We start from the raw sequence: 13,221 nt of genomic DNA, 5'->3' as shown, positions 1-13,221 counted from the left end.
TTCTAAACCCTTCCTTATTGCTCCTTTATTGCTCCTTTCTGGGCTCAGCCACAGCTTTCAGCACATTCATACAACCGGCAGCCATCAATAGCTGCATGGTTTCTACATCCTTGGGAAAGAAGTATCCCGCCAGTGCAAAAGCATTGATGTGAACATCATCAAAAGACGACTGACTTCTGGGCACAATCAGCAGCCAGCGATCCGTTAACAGAGTACTGTGGGATATATCGTGCTGCCCATCAGGAAACAGAGCCAACCGACCCAACATCTCCTCATAGGTACCATAAACAGCATCAACCTGTGTGTCTGGAGGAAAGGCCGCGATCAGGTGCTCAAAAGGCAATCCGGCCAACACTGAACACTGCCCGTCTTTTATGGCTTCACGCGCCAGCAACTCATCAATCAGGCAGGAAGCAAAACTTCGGGTAGGAATATATTGGGTATGCTTATGTAGCTGGCTGCAACCGGCATGCAGACCACCATTGTAAATCGCCAGACCCGGCTCAGCCCTGAGCAAACACCAGAGAATCTCGAAATCCTCATGACTCAACGGTTCACCCTGAGGCTGAAACTGTTTTGCAGCAATCACCAGATGATGCTCCATAACACTGAACTTCGAGAGCAGCAGCTGATGGTGATCACCCACATACCCCACCAGAATATCGCTATCCGCCGAGAGAAAAGGGTCAAGCTTCTGGTAAACCGCCTTATCGAGATTAGCCTCATGGGGCTTATGGCATAGTGCAGAAATCACCTTGAAGTAGAATGGCAGCCCCCGATCACGACACAAATGAATCTCGCCATCGGTTCTGGTCACCGCACCGGAAGCAACAGCCAGATCACTCTTATCCAGCACGGCAGACCAGAGGCTGTGTTCATTCAACTGGGAAACAGACATAGCAAAACCGGATAACGGATATCGACGGTTCATTTATAGCCTGAAATGAAAAAAGCCGGATTGTGGCTTTCACCCTAACCGGCCTTTATTGCAGCAAGAAACGCTATCAAGCAGCTTCAGAAGTTGTGGTATCTCCCAGCACTTCTACCAGCGCAGAACGGGACAACTCTCCCTGCAGCTCCCCATCCTCATCCACAACAGGCAGGTGATACTCGGTTTCCAGTGTTTCAGGAATCACTGTTTCCAGCACTGCATCGGCAGAGATTGCATCCAGAGGCTCCCAGACACTGGCATCCACTTCGGCATCAGCATCCTCGGCAAAGGCTTTTTCCAGCGTCTCGCGAAGGACAACGCCCTGATAACCATCGTCGTTGACGTAGTAGCCATAGTCTTCCGGCAGCTTTTTCATCTGCTCCAGGGCTTCACCAATGGTTGTGGCAGTAATACGGCTGACCGGTGGCTGCATCACGGTTTCCACCGTCAGCGCCCGCGCACGGTTCACATCTTTAACGAAGGCTTCGACATAATCTGTCGCCGGCTGCAGAAGGATCTCTTCCGGCTTTCCGACCTGCACCAGCTCACCATCCTTGAGAATGGCAATCCGGTCACCCAGACGCAGCGCTTCGTCCAGGTCATGGGTAATAAAGACAATGGTCTTGTGCAGTTTGTCCTGCAGTTCGATCAGCTGATCCTGCATCTCACTGCGAATCAATGGATCAAGAGCGGAGAAGGCTTCATCCATCAGCAGGATTTCCGCATCGGTGCACAGAGCCCGCGCCAGACCAACGCGCTGCTGCTGGCCACCGGACAACTGAGAAGGATACTGCTCTTCGTAGCCTTTCAGGCCAACCGTTTCCAGCCACTGTGCGGCCTTTTCCAGACGCTCTTTTTTCTTAACGCCCTGAACCGCCAGACCGTAGCTGACATTCTCGATAACACTGCGGTGAGGCATCAGGCCAAAACGCTGGAACACCATGGACATCTTGTGTCGTCTGAACTGCTCCAGATCTTTTTTCCCCAGACTCATCACGTCCACACCATCAACCAGAATCTGGCCTTCGGTAGGATCGATCAGGCGGTTAAAGTGACGAATCAGTGTGGACTTGCCGGAACCGGACAATCCCATAATGACGAAGATCTCGCCCTTATTGATGGTCAGGTTAATATCCTTCAAACCCAGAGTATGATCGTGCTCAGCCAGCAGTTCGTCTTTACCGACGCCGGCTTTCACTTTGGTCATCGCCTGTTCCGGCTTACGACCAAAGACCTTGTAGAGATTGCGGATCGCGATCAATTCATTGTTTTGATCAAGCATGGCCAGCTCCTCCCAAATGCTTCTGAGAACGCTTGGCCCAGGCCTGGGAAACCCGGTCAAACATGATCGCCAGTGCCACAATCGCCAGACCATTCAACAGGCCCAGAGTGAAGTACTGGTTAGTGATCGACTTCAATACCGGCTGACCAAGACCTTTCACCCCGATCATGGAGGCTATTACCACCATCGCCAGTGCCATCATAATGGTCTGGTTGATACCGGCCATAATGGTGGGCATCGCCAGAGGCAGCTGAACACCAAACAGACGCTGGGTCGAGCTGGCACCGTAAGCCGTGGCAGCTTCCAGCACTTCTTTATCGACCAGTCGGATACCCAGATTGGTCAGACGAATCACTGGAGGAATCGCGTAAATAATTACCGCGATCAAACCTGGCACCTTACCAATCCCCAGCAGCATCACCACCGGGATAAGGTAAACAAAGGCCGGCATGGTCTGCATCACATCGAGCACCGGGGTAATCACACTCTGTGCCCGGTTCGAGCGAGCCATAATAATGCCGATCGGAATCCCCAGCAGGATGGCCATAAACGTACAGACAGTAATCATACTGAGGGTACGCATGGTGTTGTCCCACATCCCGAAGTAGCCAATGGCCAGCATGGCCACAGTAATCCCCGCGGTCAGCTTCCAGGACCGGCTGGCCAGCCAGACCAGTCCAACAATCACCGCCAGCACCAGCCACCAGGGGGTTTGCAGGAGCAACTGTTCAAACCACACCAGGAAGGTGAGCAGCGGATCAAAGAAAGCTTCTATTGTGTCCCCAAATTCTCGGGAGAAATCCCGATAGGCACCATCAAGAGTTTTGCGGATCGCGATGAGATCACCGCGCTCCATCTGGGGAAAATCTTGCAGCCATGACTTCTCGGCCATAAATCCCCCGTCGCTTATTGAGTCAGAGACTTGCTGATTTTGGTGGCTACATCAGCAGACACCCACTCTTTCCACAGCTGCGGGTAGTTGCTCAGGAAGTGTTCTGCAGCAATCACGCCGTCGGCCTGATTGTCTTCGATCCAGGCCAGAACCTTGTTCAGATCATTGTTGGTGATAGAACGCTTGCTCAGGTACTCGTAAACAACCGGGTTCTTAACCGCGAAAGCATCGGTGGTTACGGTCTGGGCGATGGAAGGTGGGTACATGGTCACCTTAGGCTCCAGGCAGTCTTCCTGGCTGGTGCAGTTCAGGAACTCGTCCTTGTTTACGCCGCTGCCGAAATCAACCAGTACCATTTCATACTTACCGAGAATGGCGGTTGGTGCCCAGTAGTAACCGAACCAGGCTTCGCCACGCTCATTGGCTTTGGCGATAGAGCCGTCCAGACCAGCAGAAGAGCCCGGATCAACAATATCAAAACCATGCTGGTCCAGCTTCAGGGCGTTAAACAGGTTGGTAGAGCTGATCTGACAGTTCCAGCCAGCCGGACAAGTGTAGAAAGCGCTCAGCTCAGGATCTTCCGGGTGCTTGAACAGTGAGGCATTTTTGATAACACCTTCGATGGTGCCCAGGGATGGATCTTTATCAACCATGTACTTGGGAACCCAGAAACCTTCCACACCACCGTCAGTCAGGACGTGGCCGGCATAGCGTAGACGGCCTTCAGCAACGCCTTTATCCAGCGCTTCTTTCATAGAGTTGGTCCAGAACTCCGGGGCGAAGTCCGGCTCATTCTTTTCGGTCATGGAGGTGCCGGTTGCCATGGTGTCACCGGTCACCAGCTCGGCATTACAGCCGTAGCCATTGTTGAGGATGTATTGGTCAACGTGGGCAATAAAGGTTGCAGAGGCCCAGTTCATATCGGCGATAGTCACATCACCGCAAGACTCGGCTGCAACGCTCTGGCCACTGACAAAAAGAAGAGATGCTGCACCAACAGCTTTTATGGTTTTAAGCATGGAATCCACCCGCCTGTTTTTATTCTTGAAATCGGCGAATAGATTACAGATCAAATATTAAGAGTTCAAATTATTTACAAACCAGACCAGCGCAGGAATCAACGTTCAAAATCTAGGAACTGATCGCAGCCACATCCAGCACCGGTGCCACATCAAGACCCTCAGCATCCATCATACTGGCCACCCTCTGCAGGGTCGAAAGCAGCTGAGTCTTCTCCCATTCTTCCAGAGATTCAAAGCGCTCAATAAACTTTTCATGCAGCAACGGCGGGGTTGTTCCCAGTACACGCCGGCCCTCTTCTGTCAGCCGGGCGTTAACAATCCGCTTATCCAGTGCACTGCGCACGCGCTCAATCAGGCCACGCTCTTCAAGGCGATTCAAGATCGTAGTGACTGTAGCCTGGCTAAGGGAGACATCCTGAGACACCTTTTTAACGGTGACATCTCCAAGGTTTTCAATGGCCTTTAACACCATCACCTGGGGAATCGTCAGGCCACAGACTTTGATCATACGTTTGGACTGCAGATCCGTTGCACGAATAATCTGCCGCAGAGCCACCAGCACGTCATTCCAGTAAAGAGAATCGGACATTTCAATCTGTTCTAATGGTTTTGAGGTTGGTTTTGAGATATTCACGCCTGTTTGCCACAAAAGCTACAAAAAACACATTTGATTTGAATACTAACAATTACAGAACTAATCTTTTTGCCGTTCGACTGTCTCATAAAACAACCGTTATTGGAAACGCCTGATTGGAAACGATTGTGGACGTTCCTGCCGATAACGAAGCAAAGATATGACTCTTGAACGCGAACCTCTGCCTGCACCTGAACAAGATAGCAATCCAGAGGGTATCGAGGTCACATAAGGAGAAAGCTTCCCTTCATGGCATCCTCAAAAAAGCCCAACCACACCCTGAATCCTCCGGTCTTCATTGGATCTGCCGCACTGATTCTGCTTCTGGTTGGCTACACCGCTCTCTTTCCCACCCATTCCGGTCAACAGTTCGATGTCATCCAGACTGCCATTATGACCAACGGCAGTTGGTTCTATGTAGCAGCCGTGGCCCTTATTCTCATAGGCGTGGTATGCGTTGGCTTCTCCCGTTACGGAGATATCAAACTCGGACCAGATCACTCAGAACCGGATTTCAGCTTCAGTTCCTGGTTTGCCATGCTGTTTTCTGCAGGTATGGGAATTGGGTTAATGTTCTTTGGGGTTGGCGAACCGGTGATGCATTTTCTCTCACCTCCACAGGGCGAACCCGGCACCATTCAGGCCGCCAAAGAAGCCATGGGTATTACCTTCTTTCACTGGGGTTTTCACGCCTGGGCCATTTACGCCATTGTCGCCTTGATTCTGGCCTTTTTCGGCTATCGCCATAATCTGCCCCTGACTCTACGCTCAGCACTTTACCCTTTGATTGGTGACAAAATTTACGGGCCGATTGGCCACTTCACCGACATCTTCGCCATTATCGGTACCACCTTTGGTGTTGCGACAGCCCTTGGCTATGGAGTCTTACAGGTAAACTCTGGTTTGAACTACCTGTTTGATATTGCTGTCAGCACACAAACCCAAGTGATTCTGATCATTGCCATCACAGCATTGGCAACATTATCTGTCGCCTCCGGACTGGATAAAGGCATACGCATCCTTTCCGAAATCAATCTACTGTTGGCCTTGCTGCTTTTATTGCTGGTTATCTGCCTCGGGCCCACCATTCTGCTATTACAGATGTTTGTTCAGAATATTGGTGGCTATCTTTCCGAGCTGGTGAACAAGACTTTCAACCTGTACGCCTATCAGCCCAATGACTGGCTGGGCGGCTGGACACTATTCTACTGGGCCTGGTGGCTGTCGTGGTCACCTTTTGTCGGCATGTTTATCGCCCGCATATCCAGAGGTCGGACCATTCGGGAGTTTATCTCCGGCGTACTGTTTGTTCCTTCCGCCCTGACCTTTTTGTGGATGACGGTCTTTGGCAACACCTCTATCAATATGATCATGCACGAGGGCGCAGAAGAGCTGGGCACCATTGTTCAGACCGATGTGTCTCTGGCCCTGTTCAAGTTTCTGGAATACTTCCCCTTTACCGGGGTGCTCTCCGGCATTTCAGTCATTATGATCGTGGTGTTCTTTGTCACCTCATCCGACTCCAGCGCCATGGTCATAGATTTGCTGGCTTCCAAGGATGTTGGACGTACACCTGTGTGGCAGAGAATTTTCTGGTCCTGCATTATCGGTCTGGTGGCACTGGTGCTGATGCTGGCCGGTGGCCTGAAAGCTCTACAAACAGCCACCATTGCGACAGCCCTGCCATTCTCCATGATTCTGCTGGTCTCCGGCTGGGGATTACTCAAAGCGCTGGCCGTTGATGCCACCAAGAAAGAGAGCCTGAACCAGACCACTCTCGCCCCCTCAACCAGCAACACTCATATTCCCTGGCAAACCCGTCTGCAGAATGTTACCCACTTCCCTGAACGGAAGAGCGTTAACCTGTTTATCAGCAAAACCGTAGTTCCGGCCATGCAGTCCGTGGTGGAAGAGATCAAGAAGCATGGCGTTGAAGCCACCATTGAATATCAAGATGCGAGAGATCGCCCTGCCGTGGTTGTTCGCCATGGCGATGAACATGACTTCCTTTATAAGGTAAAACCCCGCGCCTATATGCAGCCCAGCTTTATCGTCGATAATGAGGATGAAGATGACATTAAGTACTACCGGGCAGAAGTGTTCCTGCTGGAGGGCGGACAGGACTACGACATTATGGGCTGGACTCAGGATCAGGTGATTGCCGACATCATCAGTCAGTACGAGAAACATATGTATTTCCTGCATATGGTACGGGACTGATATTCGCCAACAACCAACTGTTTTAATAAAGAGTTTATTATTTTTGCCAGCCAGTTCCCAGTTCCGGGATAAAAGCGATCAATCATTGACCGAGGCCGTAACTATGGCCTGCTCTTCTCGTAAAATGCCTCTGAACTCAGGGGTGTTTTCTATACGACACATCCCTACAAAAACAGAACCAAAACGACTCACAATAAAGCATTATGATGAATCGAACTGTCTCCCTCCTCCGGAGAGGCGTAGCCGCCTGTCTGCTGACGACCCTTAGTGCAACCGCATCCGCCACCCAGGAGTTTACCCTGTTGACGGAAAGCTTCGCCCCACTGCAGATGAGCCTGACGGGCAAGAGTGTGGCCAAGAATGACGGCGTCTCGGGACTGGCAACCGATATTATCCGCCAGCTGTTTAAAAACATCGGCTATACCGCAGAGTATCATCTGAAAAGCAGCTGGGATGACGCCTTCAATACTGCGGCAGCCACCCCAGGCTATGGTGTTTACTCCACTTTCCGGTCCGCAGAGCGGGAAGATATGTTTAAGTGGGTTGGTCCTGTTTATTACGAAGACTGGGTGCTGCTGGCCCGTCTGGATGATGAGATCAAACTGAACAATATTCTTGAAGCCAAAAAGTATTCAGTCGGCTCGTTCACCTTCGATGCCATCACCGATCATCTGGTTGAGCTGGGCATAACCCCTAAAAGAGCCAGCAATGATGCGGTCAACATTGCTCGCCTGAGAAATGGCTCTATCGATCTGTGGGCTTCCAGCTCCCTGACCGGCCCTTATATCGCTTCCAACTTCCGCTACCAGGTGAAACCGGTGATGACGTTTAGCAGTGGTGAATTCTGGCTGGCCATGCACAAGAGCACCGATGATGCCGTGATCGATACCATGAACCAGGAACTGAAAAATATGTATGAGCGTGGAGATGTGGACAAGATACTGGCCGAGTACCTGTAACACCGCCGCATAAGCCCACACTTTTATTCACCGGATTCTTTTATTACCCGGCTTACTGATCAAATCCGAGAGGCTATCAGTAAGCCGCCGCATTCCCAAAGCAGGGATGGTTGTGGTAAAACCTGCCTGATCATAACGAATCACAACGTTAACCACGGGAGATAGCGCCTCGAAGGCTGGCTGCCGCAAAAGATGAGGCCCAATAACATTTCCATGCAAACCACCCCTGCACTCGTTCACAGTTATTTACAGGACACGCTGCGGTTTTTCCGGGGCAACCTGAAGAACCTCGCCCTGATTGTTTTACCCTATGCACTGGTCAGCGAGCTGGTCTACCGCTTCTACATTCTGGGCCTGCCCAAAGAACAACAGCTGTTCTCGGGCTTTATGGTCGAAATCATCCTGTTCCCAATTCTGCAGACTGTTGTCGTGCTGTATATGGCTGCAGCGGTCAGCGGCCACCAGCGCGGGCCGCTACAGTGCTACCAACACTCCGTTCAGTTCTGGCCTCGTATGCTGATGCTGAGCATTGTTACCACACTTGCGGTTATGGCCGGTCTGTCACTGTTTATTGTGCCGGGTATTTATCTGCTGGTGCGTCTGTGTCTGAGCGAGATGTTCTGCATCCTGGATCGTCAGAGCCTGTTTGAAGGTATGCGCAGCAGCTTTGGCGCAACCGTGCCGGTCACATGGGTCATTTTCCTGGGGCTGGTAATTCTGTTCCCCGGCATAACCGCCATTACTCTGGGCCTTGCCCAAATGGTCGGCGCCACAGATACACCACTGGTGTCTATTGCTGTGGGTGTGGTGCAGGGCGTACTGCGCAGTCTTTATGCTATTTACCTGTTCCGGGTTTATAGCGCGATCAAGCAAGCTGCTAAATAAACTCTGTGTTTAGGCTGCTGTCCGACAGCAGCCTTCTATCTATTTTCCTTTTCGTATCTTCCTTCAAAAAATGCCCCTCATATCACGTCAACCGGTTCTAGACTTTAGGAATGGGTGATTAATCCGGCTCGTATTCAAAGAATGTTCACCCAATATTCATGGAAGCTTCAACCGAACCGAACAGACTTATAAATAACAATCGATGGAAACGGGGACGACAGGGATGAAAGTCAAACACCTTTATGTACGTGATCGCATCACCTATGAACGTGGCATTATTGAAGGCATTCTTCAAAAGGGCTGGCTAAAGGTACGAATGGAGTGGGGAGAGCTGCGCAGCTATCAAACCAGAGATCTGCTGCCCTGCCCGAACGACGACTCCAGCAGAGTAAGGGCAACCTGCTAACACTCTCTGCATAACTCTCACTGCCAACTCAATATACCGGGCTGCTTGTTACGAGCCCGGCCAATAGAAGTCTCCCGCCGCCTGTTATTGCACAAACACAGTGCAACTGATCAAATAACAACCATCTCATACAATAAAAACAACAAGAGATAAGGCAATGGTTCTCCCTCTGCCAAAATCCATAGCACTGCTTCTGGCAGGACTGCTGGTTACGCTTCTGGCCGGCTGGCTGCTGCATTCAGCACCGTCACAGCCAGTTCAAATATCTGATAACCACACCGACGATACCAACACGAACTCTTCTGTGGAACGCCCCATGCTCCATAGTGGGGCACTAACAACACCAACCCAAAGCCATACTCCCTCTCCACAAATCAGATCGTTACGGGGAACCAGTCCTGATGGCAGCATTACAGTAGACGAACAGGGAAACATTTTTATCACTGCCGGAATGCGCAGACTGTTTGAATACTATCTGGCGACACTGGGCGAACAGTCTCTTTCCTCCATCCGCCAGCAGTTTTATCAGGCCGTTAAAACTCAGCACAACGCCCGCATCGCCCAGCGGGCAACAGATTATCTGGATCAATATATCAACTACCGTGTGGCACTGGCCGAACAACAGCAATCGCTGGCAGCATCTTCCAGCCAATTATCTTTGTCCGAACTCTTTCGCCTGAAAACCGAATTGCTTACTACAACCCGACTAGAATATCTGGGTGCTGAGATGACCGAAGCCTTTTATGGCGATGAGACTCTCTACGATCAATATATGCAGGAGAAGCTGGCTATCCAGAGCAACAGCAGCCTGAGTGCGGACGAGCGAAGTATCCAACAGCAGCAGCTTGCCAAAACCTGGCCGCAATTTGCCCAGCCGGCAGCTTCTGAGAGATTCAATACTGTTCAGCAGCAAATAGAAACAGCCAAAGAGCAGGGAGCAAGCCCTAACGATATCTACGTTCTGCGCTCTCAGGCTTATGGAACAGAAGCCGCTGAACGCCTTACGGCACTAGATAAGCGACGCCATCAATGGCAAACCCGGCTTGACCACTACCAACAACAAAAACAGCAGTTATTGGCCAGCGGTTTTCCCCCCGGAGACAGCACATTCCAAAACCTGATAGAGAATTCCTTTTCCGGGCCGGAGCAGCATCTGGTTCTGGCACTGGAAAAGACCAACAAGCTGTAAAAGAGGTTTCAGCTGAGAAGATGTAACTAATAAAAATGCATTAATAACAATAATAAGGACACAACTATGCGCTCTTTCTCACCACGTTTCCGGCCAAGGCTGCGATTAGCGTTTCTCGCTCCCCTTCTCGGAATGATTATCAGCCTGCTGGCCACACCGGCATCAGCCTGGTGGTGGAAAAAGGATACCTACACCGAAACCCGCTACCCGATTGTACTGGTGAACGGCATGTTCGGGTTTGATACCACCGCCTTCGGTCTGGTCGAATACTGGTACAAAATCCCCAGGGAGCTGGAAAAGAGCGGTGCCGAGGTTTATGTCGCCCAGGTTTCCGGACTGGCCAGCACCGAACAACGCGGATTAGAACTGCTGGCCCAGCTGGAAGAGCTGCAGGCCATTACCGGAGCGGAAGGCTTTAACCTGATTGGTCATTCTCATGGTGGACCTACCAGCCGCTTTGTTGCCGGCGTTCGTCCTGATCTCGTGAAGTCGGTAACCAGTGTCGGCTCTCCCCATAAGGGCAGCCCGGTTGCTGATCTGGTGCTGGAAGTAGGAGACACTCCGGTTGTCGGTGATGCTGCGTTCGTGATTATGGAAGCGCTGTCGGGGCTGATTAACCTGATGTCCAACAACCCTACCGATAATGGCCAGGATGCGACTGCCTCTCTGCAATCTCTGAGCTCATCCGGCAGCGCCGACTTTAACCAGCGTTTCCCGGCCGCCATCCCTTCCGATTGTGGAGAGGGCGACTATGAGGTTGATGGTATCCGCTACTACTCATGGGGCGGCACCCAGGCCTTTACCAATCCGCTGGATCCTTCCGATTACTTCTTCTCGATTCTGGCCCCCCAGATTGATGAAGCCAACGATGGTCTGGTCGGTCGCTGCTCATCCCATATGGGCATGGTGATTCGTGATGATTATCGAATGAACCATATCGATGAGACCAATCTGCTGTTTGGTCTGCACAGTCTGCTGGATACCGACCCTGTTGCCGTATATCGCCAGCATGCCAATCGTCTGCAGAACGCCGGACTCTGATCAATAGATCAATATTCCGCGCACGAAGAAGGGAGCCAACGGCTCCCTTCTTCAGTACAGATATTAGCGTTTAATTAACGACGCTCAATACCTGCCGGTACAAAGTCAGAGACTTTCAGCGGAGACATCTTCTCAACATACTCACGCAGAACGTCGGCATCGATATAGCCGGTATCCACATAGCCAGGATGCTCGGACACATTCGGGTAGTTGTCACCGCCCTTGGCTGAGAAGTTCAGCAGCGCCATACGGTAGGTCTTATCCATATCAACGGACTTGCCGCCGATCTTGATCACATCAACCTTCTCGCCGTCAATCTTCATTTCCACGCCGTTGAAGTGAGCGAACGCACCACTATTGGTTGGCTTGGCAGCTACAACCTTCAGGTACTCAACCACTTCCTTACCGCTCATATCCACATAAGCCAGACCATTACCGAAAGGCGCAACCGTCAGGATATCGCGGTAGGTGATTTCACCGGCATCGATGCTGGCACGAATACCACCGGAGTTCATAACCGCCAGGTCCGCATTGGCCTTGGACATCATGCCACTGGTGATCAGACGACCCAGGTTGGTGTAGCCGAAACGCACTTCGTTACGGTCACCGGCCAGACGCTCGTCAACAGAACCTACCTGCTGTTCTACCAGCTTGGCGCCCTTCTCCTGATAAGGCGTCAGTAGCTTGAGCATTTTTTCGTCCTGAGCAAAGGTGAAGTTACCTTTGTGGTTTACAGGAATCAGTTCATAGTTGAGCAGGCTCAGCTTGCCATCACGGTATTCAAAGTCAGCACGACCAACGTAACGGCCCCAATCCTGAGCCTGTACGATCAGTGTGTTGTTTTGCAGGTCAGGCTTGAACAGTGGGTCCTGGGAATGACCACCAACAATCAGATCGATGCCATCAACACTACGGGCGAGGGTTACATCACCTGGGGCATTCACACCGTGATCACCGTTCTGGTAGTGACCCATATGAGTCAGAGCGATAATCACATCAGTTTCGTCCTGCAGCTCAGGCAGAAGCTTCCTGGCCGCTTCTACAGGGGAGATAAACTCCAGCCCCTTCATATTCTCAGGGTTGCTCTGCTTAGGGGTATCGGTAGTGGTCAGGCCCATCACACCAACAGTAATGTCACCCAGCTCGAAAGTGGTATAAGGCTTGAACGCGTGTTCGCCATTAGCCTTGTATACGATGTTGGCAGAGAGGAACGGGAACTCAGCCAGATCCTGCTGCATTTTCAGCACTTCAGAAGAGTTATCAAACTCATGGTTACCCACAGCCATGGCGTCATAGCCCAGCAGGTTCATACCCTTGAAATCCGGGATCGCATCCTGCAGATCGGACTCAGGCACACCGGTGTTGATATCACCGCCGGACAGCAGCAGTACATGACCGCCTTCGGCTTCAACTTCTGCACGCACCTGGGAAACCAGAGTCATACGGGCAGCCATACCCCACTCGCCTTTACGGCTGGTCCAGAAACGGCCGTGGTGATCATTGGTATGAAGAACGGTGAATTTTTCGACTTTATCTTCGCCGAACCAGCTGTTCTGCGGCATCATCGAGCAGGCGCTGACCGCAGCCGCCAGTACAGAAACCGCGGCAAGGCGGAAACCGAGTCCTTTGCGTGACATTGTTCGTCCTCAAAGCGAGCGTTGTGATTCTTTTTATTGTCCCCGCAGAGGGTGCCTTAACCCGATGATACAGATCAACAAATTCCGAGAAAGGCGATAATTCACAAGCAGGTCAGTGCTGCT

At 51.5% G+C, this 13,221-nt stretch carries 12 protein-coding genes; 6 read left to right on the top strand and 6 right to left on the bottom strand.

Features of this window, described 5'->3' with window-relative positions:
- Positions 1-25: 25 nt before the first annotated feature.
- The 5 genes from EHSB41UT_RS19515 to EHSB41UT_RS19495 form a co-directional block, all read right to left on the bottom strand.
- Positions 26-931 (bottom strand): ATP adenylyltransferase family protein, encoded by a 906-nt coding sequence (locus tag EHSB41UT_RS19515; protein ID WP_087112540.1) that lies wholly within the window; start codon positions 929-931, stop codon positions 26-28.
- A 73-nt stretch (positions 932-1,004) separates the two neighbouring features.
- The gene (locus tag EHSB41UT_RS19510) at positions 1,005-2,213 is read right to left on the bottom strand and encodes a quaternary amine ABC transporter ATP-binding protein (protein ID WP_087112539.1); all 1,209 of its coding nucleotides are present in this window, start codon (positions 2,211-2,213) and stop codon (positions 1,005-1,007) included.
- Positions 2,206-3,105, bottom strand: coding sequence for an ABC transporter permease (locus EHSB41UT_RS19505; RefSeq protein WP_087112538.1), 900 nt, complete (start codon positions 3,103-3,105; stop codon positions 2,206-2,208). The genes EHSB41UT_RS19510 and EHSB41UT_RS19505 overlap by 8 nt, the downstream gene beginning before the upstream one ends.
- Positions 3,106-3,119: 14 nt before the next feature.
- Positions 3,120-4,124: an ABC transporter substrate-binding protein gene (locus tag EHSB41UT_RS19500; protein WP_087112537.1), complete on the bottom strand. Its 1,005-nt coding sequence runs from the start codon at positions 4,122-4,124 to the stop codon at positions 3,120-3,122.
- Between the two features lie 112 nt (positions 4,125-4,236).
- Positions 4,237-4,716, bottom strand: a complete 480-nt coding sequence (locus tag EHSB41UT_RS19495; protein ID WP_087112587.1) for a MarR family winged helix-turn-helix transcriptional regulator — start codon at positions 4,714-4,716, stop codon at positions 4,237-4,239.
- Between the two features lie 294 nt (positions 4,717-5,010).
- On the opposite strand from EHSB41UT_RS19495, the gene EHSB41UT_RS19490 reads away from it, so the two are divergent.
- The 6 genes from EHSB41UT_RS19490 (at position 5,011) to EHSB41UT_RS19465 (ending at position 11,461) form a co-directional block, all read left to right on the top strand.
- Positions 5,011-6,981 (top strand): BCCT family transporter, encoded by a 1,971-nt coding sequence (locus tag EHSB41UT_RS19490; protein ID WP_087112536.1) that lies wholly within the window; start codon positions 5,011-5,013, stop codon positions 6,979-6,981.
- Positions 6,982-7,184: 203 nt separating this feature from the next.
- Positions 7,185-7,940 (top strand): substrate-binding periplasmic protein, encoded by a 756-nt coding sequence (locus tag EHSB41UT_RS19485; protein ID WP_087112535.1) that lies wholly within the window; start codon positions 7,185-7,187, stop codon positions 7,938-7,940.
- A gap of 213 nt (positions 7,941-8,153) precedes the next feature.
- A complete protein-coding gene (locus EHSB41UT_RS19480) occupies positions 8,154-8,825 on the top strand; it encodes a YciC family protein (protein ID WP_165767345.1) in 672 nt (223 codons plus the stop codon).
- Between the two features lie 223 nt (positions 8,826-9,048).
- Entirely contained in the window at positions 9,049-9,231 is a 183-nt protein-coding gene (locus tag EHSB41UT_RS19475) for a hypothetical protein (RefSeq protein ID WP_087112533.1), read from the top strand.
- Positions 9,232-9,388: 157 nt separating this feature from the next.
- Positions 9,389-10,420 carry a lipase secretion chaperone gene (locus tag EHSB41UT_RS19470; RefSeq protein ID WP_087112532.1) on the top strand — a complete coding sequence of 344 codons (1,032 nt, stop codon included), beginning with the start codon at positions 9,389-9,391 and terminating at the stop codon, positions 10,418-10,420.
- 66 nt (positions 10,421-10,486) lie between these two features.
- On the top strand, positions 10,487-11,461 hold the full coding sequence (locus EHSB41UT_RS19465) for an esterase/lipase family protein (RefSeq protein WP_242667365.1): 975 nt from the start codon (positions 10,487-10,489) through the stop codon (positions 11,459-11,461).
- A gap of 74 nt (positions 11,462-11,535) precedes the next feature.
- Here EHSB41UT_RS19465 and ushA read toward each other — a convergent pair whose 3' ends face one another.
- Positions 11,536-13,098 (bottom strand): bifunctional UDP-sugar hydrolase/5'-nucleotidase UshA, encoded by a 1,563-nt coding sequence (gene ushA / locus EHSB41UT_RS19460; protein ID WP_087112530.1) that lies wholly within the window; start codon positions 13,096-13,098, stop codon positions 11,536-11,538.
- Positions 13,099-13,221: the final 123 nt, after the last annotated feature.

The organism is Parendozoicomonas haliclonae (assembly GCF_900174585.1).
GTDB lineage: Bacteria > Pseudomonadota > Gammaproteobacteria > Pseudomonadales > Endozoicomonadaceae > Sansalvadorimonas > Sansalvadorimonas haliclonae.
Note: the sequence above shows the minus strand (reverse complement) of the source record. Positions and strands in the feature narration are given on the sequence as shown.

What these genes read in the sequence shown, in the direction of transcription:
- EHSB41UT_RS19515 (WP_087112540.1), bottom strand. Translation starts at nt 931, where the DNA reads ATGAACCGTCGATATCCGTTATCCGGTTTTGCTATGTCTGTTTCCCAG.
- EHSB41UT_RS19510 (WP_087112539.1), bottom strand. Translation starts at nt 2,213, where the DNA reads ATGCTTGATCAAAACAATGAATTGATCGCGATCCGCAATCTCTACAAG.
- EHSB41UT_RS19505 (WP_087112538.1), bottom strand. Translation starts at nt 3,105, where the DNA reads ATGGCCGAGAAGTCATGGCTGCAAGATTTTCCCCAGATGGAGCGCGGT.
- EHSB41UT_RS19500 (WP_087112537.1), bottom strand. Translation starts at nt 4,124, where the DNA reads ATGCTTAAAACCATAAAAGCTGTTGGTGCAGCATCTCTTCTTTTTGTC.
- EHSB41UT_RS19495 (WP_087112587.1), bottom strand. Translation starts at nt 4,716, where the DNA reads ATGTCCGATTCTCTTTACTGGAATGACGTGCTGGTGGCTCTGCGGCAG.
- EHSB41UT_RS19490 (WP_087112536.1), top strand. Translation starts at nt 5,011, where the DNA reads ATGGCATCCTCAAAAAAGCCCAACCACACCCTGAATCCTCCGGTCTTC.
- EHSB41UT_RS19485 (WP_087112535.1), top strand. Translation starts at nt 7,185, where the DNA reads ATGATGAATCGAACTGTCTCCCTCCTCCGGAGAGGCGTAGCCGCCTGT.
- EHSB41UT_RS19480 (WP_165767345.1), top strand. Translation starts at nt 8,154, where the DNA reads ATGCAAACCACCCCTGCACTCGTTCACAGTTATTTACAGGACACGCTG.
- EHSB41UT_RS19475 (WP_087112533.1), top strand. Translation starts at nt 9,049, where the DNA reads ATGAAAGTCAAACACCTTTATGTACGTGATCGCATCACCTATGAACGT.
- EHSB41UT_RS19470 (WP_087112532.1), top strand. Translation starts at nt 9,389, where the DNA reads ATGGTTCTCCCTCTGCCAAAATCCATAGCACTGCTTCTGGCAGGACTG.
- EHSB41UT_RS19465 (WP_242667365.1), top strand. Translation starts at nt 10,487, where the DNA reads ATGCGCTCTTTCTCACCACGTTTCCGGCCAAGGCTGCGATTAGCGTTT.
- ushA (WP_087112530.1), bottom strand. Translation starts at nt 13,098, where the DNA reads ATGTCACGCAAAGGACTCGGTTTCCGCCTTGCCGCGGTTTCTGTACTG.